This window comes from Amycolatopsis sp. TRM77291 (genome assembly GCF_054166285.1).
On the sequence record NZ_JBSZHF010000001.1, the window covers coordinates 6,077,230 to 6,091,298 of the forward strand.

The window sequence follows — 14,069 nt, forward strand, 5'->3', positions numbered from 1 at the left end:
GGAAAGGACCGTTCCTTGCAAATTTTGCAAGGAACGGTCCTTTCCTAGCAGTTGAGGGACCTACATGTGCACGGCGACCGGAGCACCCTCCGAAGCGCCCTCCGGCGCCTTCGCCGGGGCACCCGATCGCAGCAGCAGCCCGCAGATCACCGCACCGATGACGAAGATCCACCCACCCCACACGAAAGCGGTCGTGTAACTGTGCACCGCCGCCTCGGCCGCCAGCTGCGGCGTAGGCGCCTTCCCCACCAGGAACGACGTCGCGGCGTTACCGGCGAGAGTGCTCAGCAGCGCGGTCCCGATCGAGCCACCGACCTGCTGCGCGGTGTTGACCGCCGCCGACGCGACACCGGCGTCGTGCGTGTCGACGCCGAAGGTCGCGACGCTCATGGCGGGCGCCATGGCGAGGCCGATGCCGACACCCATGATCATCAGCGGGAACAGCACCCCGCCGGCGTACGTGCTGGTGGTGTCGATGGCCGAGAGCCAGAACAGTCCGGCGCCCGCGATCAGCATTCCCAGTGACACCAACGGTTTCGCACCGAACTTGGGCAGCAGCACGGCCGTGGCCGAGGTCGCGCTGGCCATCAGGGTGGCCACCATCGGCAGGAACGCGACCCCGCTCTGCACTGGCGTGAACTGGAGGTTCAGCTGGATGTAGAAGGTGAGGAACAGGAAGATCGAGAACATCCCGATGGCGAGCAGGAACATCGCGAGGTACGAGCCACCGCGGTCGCGGTCGAGCAGCACCCGCAGCGGCAGCAGCGGATGCGAAACCCGCTGCTGGATCACGACGAACGCGGCCAGCAGGACGACACCGGCGGCGAGGAAACCCCACACCGAGACCGAGGACCACGAGTCGCGCTCGGCGTTCGCGAAGCCGTAGACGAGCGCGAAGAGACCGGCCGACGCGGTGATCGTGCCCGGGATGTCGAGCTTCGGGCGCGGGCCGTCGGTCTCGGAGTTCTTCAGCAGCACGGCCGAACCGGCGAACGCGATCACCGCGAAGATGATGTTGACGTACATCGACCAGCGCCAGTCGAGGTACTCGGTCAGCACGCCGCCGAGCAGCAGGCCGATCGCCGCGCCGCCACCGCCGATCGCGCCGAAGACGCCGAACGCCTTGCCGCGTTCCTTCGGGTCGGTGAACGTCGTGGTCAGCAGCGAAAGGGCGGCCGGGGCGAGAAGCGCGCCGAAGACACCCTGCGCGGCACGGGCGACGAGCAGCATTTCGATGCTGGTGGCGGCGCCGCCGATCGCGGACACGATGGCGAAGCCCGCGAGCCCGACGAGGAAGGCGCGTTTGCGGCCGAAGAGGTCCGCGAGCCGCCCGCCCAGCAGGAGCAGGCTCCCGAACGCGAGCGCGTAGGCGGTGACGACCCACTGGCGGGCGTCGTTCGAGAAGTCGAGGTCCTGCTGCGCCGACGGGAGCGCGATGTTCACGACGGTGGCGTCGAGAACGACCATCAGCTGGGCGAGACCGATCATCACCAGGATCAGCCATCTCCTGGCGTGGTGCGGGTTGGTGTGCTGCGCGGCCGCGTCCCCCGGCGGCGTGACGACAGCGGTGGATGAATCAGGCATACGGGCGGTTTCCTCACCGATAGTGACGAAGAAGCTATGTGGAGTAGGTATCTCCCCTTTCCGCGCCCAAGGTACACAAGAAGTGGAGAAGTGTCCTCTACTTCGTTTGTTAAGCTGGACGGATGGCTCGGGAACTCGCTCCCGCCGCACCGGCGCGGCCGCTGCGGCGCGACGCTGAACTCAATCGGCAGCGCATCATCGCGGCGGCGCACACCGTCTTCGGCGAGCGCGGGCTCGAAGCGACCCTCGACGACGTCGCGCATCACGCCGGCGTCGGCGTGGGCACGGTCTATCGCCGCTTCCCGAGCAAGGAACACCTGGTCGAGGCCATGTTCGTCGACCAGTTCGAAACGATCCGCGAGTTCGCCGAAGAAGCGCTTCGCGCCGAAGATCCCTGGGAGGGATTCGCGGGCTTCACGTGGCGCGCGGCCGAACTGCACGCCGGTGACCGCGGGTTACGTGAAGTCATGCTGTCGAACGTCTTCGGTCAGGAGCGCGTCGCCGAGGCGAAATCGCGCATGGTGCCGTTGATCACAGAGCTCGTCGAGCGGGCTCAGACGGCTGGTGTCCTCCGCGCCGATTTCATGCCGACGGACATACCGCTGCTGCACCAGATGCTCGGCTCGGTCATCGAGTTCACGCACGGTATCCAGCCGGATCTGTGGCGCCGGTGCCTCGCGATGCTGCTGGACGGCCTGCGTGCCGAACCCGGCCGCGCCACCCCGCTGCCGCATCCGCCCCTCGACTTCGAGGCGCTGGACGAGGCGATGTGCTCCTTCCGCCTGCCCCGTCTGCGCTAGCCCCGCGTTTAGTCCTCTGAATGCGGCGCCTTCACGTGCCCGGAGGCGTAACTCACGTGCTTGGGGACGTAACTCGCGTGCTTGAAGGCGTAACTCGCGTGATTGGAGGCGTAACACACGTGTCCAGAGGGCGAACTCGCGTGTCCAGACGGACGACACGCGCCGAACCCTCCATCAGGCGTGTCATCGTCCGATCACGTGAGTTACGCCTTCAAGCACGTGAGTTGCGCCTTCAAGCACGTGAGTTACGCCTTCGTGCACGCGACCCGGAGCCGAGGGCCCCGCAATTAGTCCTCTGGATGCGGTAGTTGCGCGGGCAAGGACCGCATCCAGAGGACTAAATGCGTCAGGGGAGCTTCGGGAAGACCGCGGCGGCGACCTCTCGCGCCGCCGCGCAGGTGGCGTCCTCCGACGCCCCGTCGACGCCCACCACCGAGAGCATCGCCTGCTCGACCCGGTCCGGGGTGCCCGGGATCGGGCGGTGCGTGGTCACCTGGCAGAACGCGCCGGACGTGGTGACCTGGACCTGCCGCCCGCCCAGCGCCTCCGTCGCGCCCGGTGTGGTGTCCGCGCCCACCGACAGCGAGAAGCTCACCTTGCCGCGGATGCAGCTGTGCCCGGACAGCGCCGGCGCCGGTTTGGTCTCCGGTCCGGCGGCGGCGTCGAGCTCGTGCTGGTCGAGCTGCGCGCACGGCGCGACGCGGCCCCACGAACGCTGGTCCAGGTTCAGCCGCCCGGCCTTGCGCGCGCCGATCACCCCGGCCGCGCCATCCACCGTCGCGTCGGCGATCCGGCAGCGGTCGGCCTGATCGGCGGGCGCCGTGTCGTCGGAGGTCACCGCGATGGACAGCCTGATCCCGTCGGCGAAGGTGAGCAGCCGGGTGCAGGCGGTGTCCTCGTTGAACGTCGACCGCTGGACGCTGACGCCTTCCGGCAACGGCCCGGCGTATTCGTACGGCTGATTGTTCGGATCCTGCCCGGAAGTGATCGGGCCGGTGGTCACGGTGTAGCGATTGGCGCCCTCGACGAATTCGAGACGGCAGAACTCGAAAGAGGTCAACGGCGGTTTGACCGCGTTTCCGCCGCCGATCACTTTCCGCTGGTCGACGAGGCTGCAGTAATCGAGCGACGAGTATTCGCCGAGCGCCTCGGAGGCGGTCAGGGCCTCCTCACCCGCCGTGGTCGGAGGTGTCACCGCCGGTTCCGGCGTGGAACAGGCCGCGACGAGGAACAAACCGCAGATCACCGCGCTGAGTCTCTTCGAGGGCACCGGAGCAGTATCGTCAAAAGATCGCGGAACACCAGCCCCTACGGGCGAAGAACACAGGGTCCGCCACGTTTTCCCAGGTGACCGCCTTACCGCGATTTCACGCCCTTAAGGGTGCGTTTCGTTCCGCGGTGGGATGCGGCAGGGCCCTCACGAGACGACAATGGGTTTCACACATCGTGACGACCGAGAGGGAAATACCGTGACGAACCCCGTAGCCGCCCGCCTGACCCGACCGCGCCAGGGCCGCATGATCGGCGGCGTCTGCGCCGGTCTCGCCAAACGCTTCGGCACCACGCCGGGCAAGGTCCGCCTCCTCGCCGTGCTGTCCTGCCTGCTGCCCGGCCCGCAGTTCATCGTCTACCTCGTGCTGTGGCTCGCCCTCCCCGAGAGCGAGTACTGATCCGCCTCAGGCGTTGGGATCGAAGGGGATGCCCGCCGGTTTGGCCTTCCCCAGGTTGTGTTCGAAGGAGCCGTCCTTGATCGCCAGGCTCGCGCTGCCGAAATCGGCGCGGACGAGCGTGTCACGGACACCGGGCGGGAACCCGTCCCAGCTGACGAGGTCCGGGTACTGCCAGGCGTTGTAGTGGTTCTCCGGCGGTTCGGTCGCGCTCGCGATGCGGAAGCAGTGGGTGCTCGCGCCGTCCTTGTGATAGACGATCTTCGGGTGGGTCCCCTCCCAGGCGACCTTGGAGCGGTCGTAGGTGGAGTAGTTGCCGTGCGCCGACGTCGAGACGTACCGGGCTTGGCCCTCGTTGACCCAGACGACGACGTGTTCGATGTCGTGCCGGTGCCCGCAGCAGTCGATGCCCGGGACGGCCTGGTCCTTCTCGAAGTACAGGTCGTAGAGGTGGGCGCACCAGCCGTTGTTGCACTTCGACCGCGCGTAGGAGTTGGTGTTGTCGAGGTCCGACTGGTCGCGGCACTGACCGTTGAGGGCTCCGGAGTTCTTGAGTCCGGTGGCCACCGCGCCGGTCGGCGAGATCGCGGGCGTCGGGTAGCAGCCGTCGGTGTCGTAGTCGAACGCGGGCTGCCATTTGCGGTCGGCCTCGGTCGCGTTCGACGGCAAGGCCTGCGGGGGTTCGGCCCAGGCGACGGCCGGGGCGAGCGTGGTGATGAGGACCGCTCCGACGAGGCCCTGCAGGAGACGGCGTATCGGCTTCTTCGGCAAGGCAGGCGCCCTTCTCTAGGTACCGATGCGCGGCTGAGGATCCACGATCGCCCCGTGAGGCGTAAACCGCCGAAGGTGGGGAATTCACGATGTCCGAAGTGGACAAGCGGTGCGTGTGAAGGCGTAACTCGCGTGAAGGCCCCCTTCCCTTGGCTGAGCCGAGGGAAGGGGCCTTCACGCGCTTATAGGCGGGTCAGTCGGTGTAGGTCAGGTTCTTGCCGCTGGCCCCGTCGAACAACTTGATCTTGTCCGCGTCGAACCACAGCTCGACGTCCTGGTTCTCCGCCGCCGACGAGGCCGCCGAGAGGCGGGCCACGATCTGCGACTCGGCGCCGGGAACGTCCGAGGAACCGCTGTCGGCGGCGAGATCCGCGAGGTCGGACGACGACGCGGCCTCACCCTCGACCGAGAAGTGCGCGAACTTCTCGGACCCCATCGACTCGAGGACGTCGACGTGGGCGGTGAACGTCGCGCCCTGGCGGGCGGCGGCGTCCACCAGCGCGGCGTCCTCGAAGTGCTCCGGCCGGATACCGACGATGACCTCGCGCGGCGCGTCGGCGGCTTCGACCAGCCGCCGCACCCGGTCGGTGAGCGGGATGTCGCCCAGCGCGCTGCGGGCCGCCCCGTTCTCCAGCGTCGCGGGCACGAAGTTCATCGACGGGCTGCCGATGAACCCGGCCACGAACAGGTTCGCCGGGTTGTCGTAGAGGAACTGCGGCGACCCGATCTGCTGCACGTAACCAGCCCGGAGCACGACGACCCGGTCGCCGAGGGTCATCGCCTCGGTCTGGTCGTGCGTGACGTAGAGCGTCGTGGTGCCGAGCTGTTTCTGGATCTTCGACACCGACGTCCGCATCTGGCCGCGGAGTTTCGCGTCCAGATTGGACAGTGGCTCGTCCATCAGGAACGCCTTGGGGTTGCGGACGATCGCGCGTCCCATCGCGACGCGCTGCCGCTGACCACCGGAGAGGTTCGCCGGTTTGCGGTCCAGATGCCCGGTCAGATCGAGGATCTTCGCGGCTTCTTCGACCTTCGCCCGCACGGTCTTGTCGTCGACCTTGGCCAGCCGCAGCGGGAACGCCATGTTCTCCCGCACGCTCATGTGCGGGTACAGCGCGTAGGACTGGAACACCATCGCGATGTCGCGGTCCTTCGGCGCCTTCTCGTTGACGCGCTGGCCGTCGATGCGCAGTTCGCCGGAGGAGATGTCCTCCAGCCCGGCGACCATGTTCAGCGTCGTGGACTTCCCGCAGCCGGACGGGCCGACCAGGATGATGAACTCACCGTCGGCGATCGTGATGTCCACTTCGGACACCGCGAGGGCGCCGTCGGGGTACTTCTTGGACACTTTTTCGAGAACGATTTCAGCCATGGGTCAGCCCTTCACCGCACCGGACGTCAGCCCCGCCACGATGCGACGCTGGAAGAACAACACGAACAGGATGATCGGGACGGTGATCACCACGGCGGCCGCGGAGATCGTCCCGGTCGGGTCTTCGAACTGCGACGACCCGGTGAAGAACGACAGCGCCGCCGGGACCGTGCGCGAGGCCTCGGTCGAGGTCAGCGAGATCGCGAACAGGAAGTCGTTCCAGCAGAAGATGAACACCAGGATCGCGGTGGTGAACACCCCCGGTGCCGCCAGTGGCGCGATCACCTTCCGGAACGCCTGCGCCGGGGTCGCGCCGTCCATCTTCGCCGCCTTTTCCAGCTCCCACGGGATCTCCCGGAAGAACGCGGACAGCGTGTAGATCGACAGCGGCAGCGCGAACGTGATGTAGGGCAGGATCAGCCCCGGCCAGGTGTCGAACAGGCCGAGCTCACGTTCGATGTTGAACAGCGGCGTCACCAGCGACACCTGCGGGAACATCGCGATCAGCAGCGACATCCCGACCAGCACCTGCTTGCCGGGGAAGTCCAGCCGCGCGATCGCGTACGCCGCCATCGTGCCGAGGACGACCGCGATCACCGTCGCGATGATCGCGATCCCGATCGAGTTCACCAGTGCCCTGATGAACTCCGTGGTCTCGAAGATGTCCGCGTAGTTCTGCCACGTCCATTCCGACGGGATGAAGTTCCCGTCGTCCAGCGTCTCCTTGGTCTTGAACGAAAGCGAGACCACCCAGAGCACCGGGAACAGCGCGAACACCAGCACGAGGATGTCGACGAGGCCCCATTTGAACTTGCGGCCGGGAGTGACCGCTCCACCGATCGCCATCAGCGCTTACCCCCATTGTCACTGCCGGGTGCGGCCGTGCCGAACACCTTGATGAAGATGAACGCGATGATCGCCACCGTGATGAAGATCAGCACCGCCATCGTCGACCCGATCCCGAGGTTCAGCCCCTTGACCAGGTTGTTGTAGGTCTGCATCGACACCGACGACGTGTCCTGCGCGCCGTTGGTGAGCACGAAGATGTTGTCGAAGATGCGGAACGCGTCCAGCGTGCGGAACAGCAGCGCCACCAGGATCGCCGGCTTCATCACCGGCAGCATCACCTTCGTGAACCGCTGCCACGCCGTCGCGCCGTCCATCGCCGCGGCCTTCAGCAGGTCGTCCGGCACCAGCGCGAGGCCCGCCATCAGCAGCAGCGCCATGAACGGCGTCGTCTTCCACACCTCGGCCAGCACGATGATCGCCAGCGAAGGCCGGTATTGGGTCAGCGGCGCGCTGTCCGGGAAGAACAGGTTGGCCAGATAACCCGTGTCCGGCGTCCAGGCGTAGTACCAGGAGAACGCCGCGACCACCGTCACGATGCCGTACGGGATCAGGGCGACCGTCCGCACGAGGCCCCGTCCGACCAGCGTCCGGTGCATGATCAGCGCCAGCCCCATGCCGAGGACGAACTCGATCACCACCGAAACGATGGTCAGCCCCATCGTCGTCCCGAACGCCGTCCACCAGTAACCGTTGGACAGCACCGCGATGTAGTTGTCGAGGCCGACGAACTCCTGCTGCGCCGGGAACCTGAGGTCGTAGCGCTGCAGGGAGAGCCAGATCGAGTAGATGATCGGGTACCCGGTGACCGCGATCATCACGATCGCGGCCGGGGCGCACAGCCACAGCCCGAGTCTGCGCTCGGCCTTCTTTCCTTCACTGAGAACGGGTTTCGCCTTCTTGCCCGGTTCGGCCGCGGTCGCCGAGCCGGCGGTTTCCTGCACGGTCACGGGATCACCCCCTTCGACTGGAGCGCGTCGGCGAGTTCTTCTTTGAGCTTCTCCGCCGTCTTCTGGGGGTCGATGGCGGAAGGCGGGGAAAGCACCTTCGACAACACCGTCGAGGCGTTCTGGTAGGCCGGGGTCAGCGGACGCACGGCGGCGTCCTTGAGGGCCTCCAGGATCGTTTCCCGCATCGGGTACTTCGTTTCCATACTCGGGTTGTCGTCACTCTGCGGCGCCGTCGCGTCGAGTGGCAGCGTGTCCGTGTAGAGCGATTCGATCGTCGGCGGGACACCGTCCTTCAGCGCGGAGAACTTCTGGTTCTTCGCGCTGCGCAGGCACAGCGCGACCTCGTAGGCCTCGGCCTTGTGCTTCGAGGTCGAGCTGACCGCCAGGTTGTAGCCACCGATCGTGGTCTTGGCGGGTTTGCCCGCTTCGAACTCCGGATAGGTGGTCCACTTGAAGTGCCGCAGCTCGTCCTTCTTCTCCTTGGCGTAGGACGCGTAGACGAACGGCCAGTTCAGCTCGAAGGCGGCGTTCCCGCGCTGGAAGGCCTGGCGGACCTCGTCCTCCTTGGAGTTGGTCAGCGACGGGTCGGTGATCCCGGACGTGGTGACCTTCTTGAGCATCTCCAGTGCCTTGACCGCGCCCTCGTCCATCACGACCGACTTGCCGTCGTCGGACAGGATCTTGCCGCCCGCCGATTCGACGAGCGTGTTGTAGATGACGACCAGGCCTTCGTACTGCGCGCCGGTGAACACGACGTTCGCCGGCTTGCCCTGCGCCTTGAGCGCCTGTGCCTGCTGGATCATCTCGTCCCAGGTCTTCGGCGGCGTCGGGGTCAGGCGGTCGTCGTACCAGAGCAGCTGGACGTTGGTGTTCTTGGTCGCCGCGTAGAGCTTTCCGTTCCACGTGGCGGTTTCGAGCGGACCGGGCAGGACACCCGCGGTCGCCTCCGCCTTGGCTTCACCCGTCCATTCGTCGACCCAGCCCGCCTCGGCGAACTCCGAGACCCAGGTGACGTCCAGCCCGAGTACGTCGAGCGAATCGTCCCCGGCGGCCAGGCGCCGGACCATCTGTTCCCGCTGGCCGTCGGCCGGGCGCGGGAGCTTGTTGTACACGACCTCGTACCGCCCGCCCGAGGCCCTGGTGCAATCGTCCACAACGGACTGGAAATTGTCTTCGGGCGCGTAGTAGACGTTGATCTTCAGCCCGGCGTCCGAACCGCAACCCGCCAGCAAGCCGGCCGTCAGCGCCACCGCGCCGAGTAGCGAGCCGGTGCGGCCTGGCGAGCGGCCCCTCCGGCTCGCGCTCATCCTCTTCCCCATGAGGCCTCCTCACCCGCGCACGCCTGGGGAACGGCGGCACTAGGACGCGTTGAAGAAGCCCGCGCGCCAGCACCCCGACGTGCTAGTGCTCGGGCGGACACGCTGGAGTACGCGACCGCCCGACTGGTGTTGTGCAACCTATTCCGGGCGATCACCGCCCGCAAGCAGTATCGGTAACGATTCAGCGGACCGCACGACGAACAGGTGAACCAGTACCGCCGAATGTCAGTGGTCCGGCCCCCGCGTCACCCGGTGGGACGGCCGCCCAACGCCAGCTGGGCGAGGAGCTCACGCCCCTGTTCGGCCGAACGCGGCTGGCAGAGGACGTCATACCGGCCGGCGACCAGCTGGCTCGCGGAGGAGAAGTCGCGGCGGGACATGCTGTAGCTGATCGCCGCGAAGACCGTCCACGCCAGGATGCCGAGCACGAGCCCGCCGATCATGGGCTGCCAGGCGAAACCCTGGTTGTTGAACATGCCGAGCAGCAACCCGATGATCAGGCCGAACCACGCGCCGGACACCGCGCCGGTGCCCAGCACCCGGCCCCAGCTCAGCCGTCCGACGACGCGCTCGACGAGCATCAGGTCGACGCCGACGATGGTCACGTCGGAGACGCCGAACTCCTTCTCCGCGAGGAAACCGACGGCTTGCTGGGCTTCGCCGTACGTCGCGTAGGAACCGATCGGCCAGCCGGTAGGCGGTGTCGGCAGCCTGGGCAGCCCGCCCGCGGCCCGGCCGCTTCCGCCAAAGGGAGCACTCACGTAATCACCTCTCGCCCGTCCTGGTCCATCTTCTCAAGGACGGGCGAAAGGCGCGAACGTTCAGGAGCGGGACTTGTACTCGCGTAGCAGGCCGCGGCTGATGATGGTCTTCTGGATCTCGCTGGTGCCTTCGCCGATGAGCAGGAACGGCGCCTCGCGCATGAGGCGCTCGATCTCGTATTCCTTGGAGTAGCCGTAGCCGCCGTGGATGCGGAAGGAGTCCTGGGTGACTTCGGCGCAGTATTCGCTGGCGATCAGCTTGGCCATGCCGGCTTCGACGTCGTTGCGTTCGCCGGAGTCCTTGAGGCGGGCGGCGTTGACCATCATCAGGTGCGCGGCCTCGACCTTGGTGGCCATCTCGGCGAGTTTGAACGCGACCGCCTGGTGCTCGGCGATGGCCTTGCCGAAGGTCTTGCGCTGCTGGGCGTACTCGACGGCGAGCTCGAAGGCGCGGATCGCGATGCCGCAGGCGCGGGCGGCGACGTTGACGCGGCCGACCTCGACACCGTCCATCATGTACGCGAAGCCCTTGCCCGGCGCTTCCCCGAGGACCTTTTCCGCGCCGATCTTGAAGCCGTCGAACACGGCTTCGGTGGTGTCGACGCCCTTGTAGCCCATTTTGTCGATCTTGCCGGGGATGGTGAGTCCGGGCGCGACCTCGCCGAAGCCCTCGGGCTTCTCGACCAGGAACGTGGTGAGGTTCTGGTGGGCCTTCTCGGCGCCTTCGTCGGTCTTGACCAGCAGCGCGATCAGGTTGGAGCTGCCGCCGTTGGTCAGCCACATCTTCGACCCGTCGATGACGTAACCGTCGTCGGTCCTGCGGGCGCGGGTCTTGATCGCGGCGACATCGGAGCCGAGGTCGGGCTCGGACATCGAGAACGAACCGCGGACCTCACCGGTCGCCATCCGCGGCAGGAAGTGCTGCTTCTGCTCCGGCGTCCCGTGTTGCTTGATCATGTGCGCGACGATGAAGTGCGTGTTGATGACACCGGAGACGCTCATCCAGCCGCGCGCGATCTCCTCGACCACGAGCGCGTAGGTCAGCAGCGATTCGCCGAGGCCGCCGTACTCCTCCGGGATGGTGAGCCCGAACAGGCCCATCTCCTTCATCCCCTCGACGATGTCGGCGGGATAGGTGTCGGAATGCTCCAGCTCCTGCGCGCGCGGGATGACCTCCTTGTCCACGAACTGGCGGACCGTGGCCAGGATTTCGGACTGCACGTCGGTCAAGCCGGCGGTCTGGGCGAGGCGAGCCATCGCTGCTCCTAAATTCGCGCGCACCGGGCTCCCGGCGCTGGGTTACCGGTGAGTATGACGGCTGACGTGGGACCTCGCTATGAGCGCAGTCACGCGTACGCCATCCGTGAGCATGTCACTACAGTGACAGGCCGATCACAGTCCGAGGGGGACGAAACGTGGCTCAGCAGCCCTTTGGCGGATTCCCACCACAACAGCAGTACACCTTTCCGAACCAGGGCCCGGTGCGGAGCAAGGACTCCGGCCTGGCGATGGCCGCCTTGATCTTTTCACTCTTCGGGTTGATCGGGCTGGTGTCCGTGATCCCGGGATCGTCATGGGCCACGTCGCCTTCGCGAAGGCCCGGCGCGGTGAAGTGGGCGGCAAGGGCATGGCGCTCGCCGCTTTCGTCGTCGGCTACCTGATGATCGTCCTGTACGCCATCGCGATCCCCGTCGCGCTGAACATCGCCGCGAAACACGGGGCTTTCCGGTAGCGATACGGTCCTCGCCTACGAGGGGACCACCATGACGAATCCGCACGACCCGTACGGGCAGCAGCCGTCCGGGCAGTTCCAGCAGCCCTACGGACTTCAGCCCTACCAGCCGCCGCCTCAGCAGTACTACGTCCAGCAGCCGTACGTGCGGCCGCCGGACCAGGGCATGGCGGTGGCGTCGCTGGTGTGCTCGCTGATCGGGCTGATCATGTGTTTCCCGGCGATCCTGGGGATCATCTTCGGGCACATCGCGCTGTCGAAGGCCAAACGCGGCGAAGCGGGCGGCCAGGGCATGGCGCAGGCGGGGATGATCATCGGATACGTCGTCACCGCGCTCTGGCTGATCCCGGTCATCCTGTGGTTCGTTTTCGTGGTGCTCGCGATCGGAGCCGCGGGCGTCTCGTGACCCGTTCGGACGATACGGTGGTGTCCCGCACGAACCAGGGGGCAACCGGATGAGCAGTTCCGACTCGCAGGACACACCGTCGACGTCGTCCTACACCGACTCGAACACCTTCTCGGACCCGACTGTGGTGTCTTCGGCGCCCGAAACCGTGTCGGGCCCGCAGCCCTTTCAGCCGCCGGAGCCCTTCAGCCCGCCCCCGCCGTTCGAGCCGCCCGCTCCGTTCGAGCCGCCTTCGGCTTCCGCCCCGGATCCCGCTCCCGAGCCGGCTTCCGTTCCGGTTCCGGTCGAGACGTACGGGCAGGCCATCGACCCGCTGACCGCCGAGCCCGTGCCGCCGCCCTACGCGGCTCCGGAGCCGCCGGTCCCGTCGGTGTACACGCCCATGCCGTTGCCCGCGGCGTACCCGCCGCCGCAGCCGTACAACCCGTACGCGACGGTCGCTCCCCCGCGGTCGCAGGACAACGGGATGGCGATCGCCGGGCTGGTGTGCTCGCTCGTCGGGATCTGCTCCTGCGTGACGGTGATCGTCGGGCTGATCCTGGGGCACATCGGGCTGGCGCGGGCGAACCGCGGCGAGGCAGGCGGGCGCGGCATGGCGCTCGCGGCGGTGATCATCGCCTACGTCGTGATCGCGCTGTACGTCGGTTTCGGCGGGACGATGATCATTCTCGGGGTGAACGGGGAGCTCGAGTAGCGGCGCCGGCCGGGCTGCCTAGAGGTCGGCCGTCGTCACCGCGTTCTCCAAGGAGTGCAGGGAGACATATCGCTGCCGCTGCACGAAAGCCGAGCCTCGTCCGGCGCCGAGATGCGGCAGTGCCTGCCGTAGCTGCCGGTGGCCGGGATGTCCTGGAGCGGTCAGCAGGAAGACCTGATAGCGGCCATCCGTCCAGGTATCGTCCGACGTCTCGATGACCTTCGCGATCTTGCGGTCGAAGCGATCCTCCGAAGCACCGAGCCGCGCTGCCTCTTCCGGAGACCACTCGACGTTGTCCCGGCGGTGAAGCACGGCGGGTACATCGAGCTTGACCTCACGGTCCGCGTAGAACGCCACACGCTCGATCGGCCGAAACGCCCGCGCGGATTGGCACACGTAAGCCGAGCAGGTCTCATACAACGGCCAAACGTGCTTCGCCGAAACGACGACGGTGTCGTCGACCGTGACCGGCCGCTGCGCGTAGACGGTCATCAGTCCGCTGCACCGCTTCAGCCAGCGCGCGGCATCCTTGTCGATGTACGCGGCCAGGTCGAAGATCTGGCGAAGCTCGAAGGGTATGTCGACGTTGATCGTCGAGTCGTGGTGCGCGAGCCGGTTCCGGAACTTGCGGACCCGGCTCGACCGCGACGGCGACCTCCTTTCGCTTTCCCGACGAGTGCGGGAAGGCGCGATGAAGACAATCGCGCCAGAGCTCCTCGTACTTGGGTCCGAGCAGACCTGACCAGAACCCGGAGCTCAATCCGGCGATGATCTGGTGCCGGGTTTCCTTCGCTGGGGGCGCAGCCGCTCCCGCACGGTGGCCACGGCCTCCGTCACATTGACCCCGCCGGGAGTCGGCAGCAAGAACCACGGGATGCCGCACTTGTCCTCTCGGAAATGCTCGCGAAGACACCGATCCAGAGCGTTACGAAGGAGCACCTCGAGATGGCCGACGACCTCGAAAGCGGCGGAGGATGTTCGCGCGCTCCATTCGTACAGCCGCAGGGCCGCGACCTTGTCCCCCGACGCTGCCTCGAGGTAGGGAGCCATCCGGGGTTCGGACAGCAGATTCCAGACCACGGGCTCTTCGGTCTCGACGGACGGCATCCGAAGATGCTACCGTCAGTGACGAACGCCCCAGTGTCGCCTCTGATGCAAGCGCCTGGG

16 protein-coding genes are annotated in these 14,069 nt (G+C 66.9%); 5 read left to right on the forward strand and 11 right to left on the reverse strand.

Features of this window, described 5'->3' with window-relative positions:
- Positions 1-60 precede the first annotated feature (60 nt).
- A complete protein-coding gene (locus tag ACXIZN_RS27855) occupies positions 61-1,584 on the reverse strand; it encodes an MFS transporter (RefSeq protein WP_457957912.1) in 1,524 nt (507 codons plus the stop codon).
- Between the two features lie 122 nt (positions 1,585-1,706).
- On the opposite strand from ACXIZN_RS27855, the gene ACXIZN_RS27860 reads away from it, so the two are divergent.
- Entirely contained in the window at positions 1,707-2,384 is a 678-nt protein-coding gene (locus ACXIZN_RS27860) for a TetR/AcrR family transcriptional regulator (protein ID WP_457957914.1), read from the forward strand.
- 346 nt (positions 2,385-2,730) lie between these two features.
- On the opposite strand, the gene ACXIZN_RS27865 is transcribed toward ACXIZN_RS27860, so the two are convergent.
- On the reverse strand, positions 2,731-3,654 hold the full coding sequence (locus ACXIZN_RS27865; protein ID WP_457957916.1) for a hypothetical protein: 924 nt from the start codon (positions 3,652-3,654) through the stop codon (positions 2,731-2,733).
- A gap of 199 nt (positions 3,655-3,853) precedes the next feature.
- Here ACXIZN_RS27865 and ACXIZN_RS27870 point away from each other — a divergent pair, with 199 nt between their 5' ends.
- On the forward strand, positions 3,854-4,054 hold the full coding sequence (locus ACXIZN_RS27870) for a PspC domain-containing protein (protein ID WP_034313416.1): 201 nt from the start codon (positions 3,854-3,856) through the stop codon (positions 4,052-4,054).
- Positions 4,055-4,060: 6 nt separating this feature from the next.
- Here ACXIZN_RS27870 and ACXIZN_RS27875 read toward each other — a convergent pair whose 3' ends face one another.
- From ACXIZN_RS27875 to ACXIZN_RS27905, 7 genes are all read right to left on the reverse strand, one after another.
- Complete coding sequence (locus ACXIZN_RS27875; protein WP_457957918.1) at positions 4,061-4,822, reverse strand: NPP1 family protein; 762 nt, start codon at positions 4,820-4,822, stop codon at positions 4,061-4,063.
- 193 nt (positions 4,823-5,015) lie between these two features.
- Positions 5,016-6,194, reverse strand: a complete 1,179-nt coding sequence (locus ACXIZN_RS27880; RefSeq protein ID WP_192746581.1) for an ABC transporter ATP-binding protein — start codon at positions 6,192-6,194, stop codon at positions 5,016-5,018.
- 3 nt (positions 6,195-6,197) lie between these two features.
- The gene (locus ACXIZN_RS27885; protein ID WP_034313318.1) at positions 6,198-7,040 is read right to left on the reverse strand and encodes a carbohydrate ABC transporter permease; all 843 of its coding nucleotides are present in this window, start codon (positions 7,038-7,040) and stop codon (positions 6,198-6,200) included.
- Positions 7,040-7,990 (reverse strand): carbohydrate ABC transporter permease, encoded by a 951-nt coding sequence (locus ACXIZN_RS27890; protein WP_457957920.1) that lies wholly within the window; start codon positions 7,988-7,990, stop codon positions 7,040-7,042. Before ACXIZN_RS27890 ends, ACXIZN_RS27885 begins: the two co-directional genes overlap by 1 nt.
- Entirely contained in the window at positions 7,987-9,309 is a 1,323-nt protein-coding gene (locus ACXIZN_RS27895; RefSeq protein WP_457957921.1) for an ABC transporter substrate-binding protein, read from the reverse strand. Before ACXIZN_RS27895 ends, ACXIZN_RS27890 begins: the two co-directional genes overlap by 4 nt.
- A gap of 245 nt (positions 9,310-9,554) precedes the next feature.
- On the reverse strand, positions 9,555-10,070 hold the full coding sequence (locus ACXIZN_RS27900; protein WP_016331463.1) for a general stress protein: 516 nt from the start codon (positions 10,068-10,070) through the stop codon (positions 9,555-9,557).
- Positions 10,071-10,130: 60 nt separating this feature from the next.
- Positions 10,131-11,327 (reverse strand): acyl-CoA dehydrogenase family protein, encoded by a 1,197-nt coding sequence (locus tag ACXIZN_RS27905; protein ID WP_457957923.1) that lies wholly within the window; start codon positions 11,325-11,327, stop codon positions 10,131-10,133.
- 316 nt (positions 11,328-11,643) lie between these two features.
- Between ACXIZN_RS27905 and ACXIZN_RS27910 the strand changes: the two genes are divergently transcribed.
- From ACXIZN_RS27910 to ACXIZN_RS27920, 3 genes are read left to right on the forward strand one after another with little or no spacing between them, the layout of a single operon-like run.
- Positions 11,644-11,802 (forward strand): hypothetical protein, encoded by a 159-nt coding sequence (locus ACXIZN_RS27910; RefSeq protein ID WP_457957924.1) that lies wholly within the window; start codon positions 11,644-11,646, stop codon positions 11,800-11,802.
- A gap of 31 nt (positions 11,803-11,833) precedes the next feature.
- Positions 11,834-12,208 carry a DUF4190 domain-containing protein gene (locus ACXIZN_RS27915; RefSeq protein WP_126736351.1) on the forward strand — a complete coding sequence of 125 codons (375 nt, stop codon included), beginning with the start codon at positions 11,834-11,836 and terminating at the stop codon, positions 12,206-12,208.
- 49 nt (positions 12,209-12,257) lie between these two features.
- Positions 12,258-12,902, forward strand: coding sequence for a DUF4190 domain-containing protein (locus tag ACXIZN_RS27920; protein WP_457957926.1), 645 nt, complete (start codon positions 12,258-12,260; stop codon positions 12,900-12,902).
- Positions 12,903-12,920: 18 nt separating this feature from the next.
- On the opposite strand, the gene ACXIZN_RS27925 is transcribed toward ACXIZN_RS27920, so the two are convergent.
- Together ACXIZN_RS27925 and ACXIZN_RS27930 are read right to left on the reverse strand one after the other, a co-directional pair.
- A complete protein-coding gene (locus tag ACXIZN_RS27925) occupies positions 12,921-13,394 on the reverse strand; it encodes a hypothetical protein (protein ID WP_457957928.1) in 474 nt (157 codons plus the stop codon).
- A gap of 264 nt (positions 13,395-13,658) precedes the next feature.
- Positions 13,659-14,009 carry a hypothetical protein gene (locus tag ACXIZN_RS27930; RefSeq protein ID WP_457957930.1) on the reverse strand — a complete coding sequence of 117 codons (351 nt, stop codon included), beginning with the start codon at positions 14,007-14,009 and terminating at the stop codon, positions 13,659-13,661.
- Positions 14,010-14,069 lie beyond the last annotated feature (60 nt).

Coding starts and splice junctions, on each gene's coding strand:
- ACXIZN_RS27915 (WP_126736351.1), top strand. CDS start 11,834: ATGACGAATCCGCACGACCCGTACGGGCAGCAGCCGTCCGGGCAGTTC.
- ACXIZN_RS27925 (WP_457957928.1), bottom strand. CDS start 13,394: ATGACCGTCTACGCGCAGCGGCCGGTCACGGTCGACGACACCGTCGTC.
- ACXIZN_RS27930 (WP_457957930.1), bottom strand. CDS start 14,009: ATGCCGTCCGTCGAGACCGAAGAGCCCGTGGTCTGGAATCTGCTGTCC.
- ACXIZN_RS27860 (WP_457957914.1), top strand. CDS start 1,707: ATGGCTCGGGAACTCGCTCCCGCCGCACCGGCGCGGCCGCTGCGGCGC.
- ACXIZN_RS27880 (WP_192746581.1), bottom strand. CDS start 6,194: ATGGCTGAAATCGTTCTCGAAAAAGTGTCCAAGAAGTACCCCGACGGC.
- ACXIZN_RS27905 (WP_457957923.1), bottom strand. CDS start 11,327: ATGGCTCGCCTCGCCCAGACCGCCGGCTTGACCGACGTGCAGTCCGAA.
- ACXIZN_RS27910 (WP_457957924.1), top strand. CDS start 11,644: ATGGGCCACGTCGCCTTCGCGAAGGCCCGGCGCGGTGAAGTGGGCGGC.
- ACXIZN_RS27855 (WP_457957912.1), bottom strand. CDS start 1,584: ATGCCTGATTCATCCACCGCTGTCGTCACGCCGCCGGGGGACGCGGCC.
- ACXIZN_RS27895 (WP_457957921.1), bottom strand. CDS start 9,309: ATGGGGAAGAGGATGAGCGCGAGCCGGAGGGGCCGCTCGCCAGGCCGC.
- ACXIZN_RS27920 (WP_457957926.1), top strand. CDS start 12,258: ATGAGCAGTTCCGACTCGCAGGACACACCGTCGACGTCGTCCTACACC.
- ACXIZN_RS27885 (WP_034313318.1), bottom strand. CDS start 7,040: ATGGCGATCGGTGGAGCGGTCACTCCCGGCCGCAAGTTCAAATGGGGC.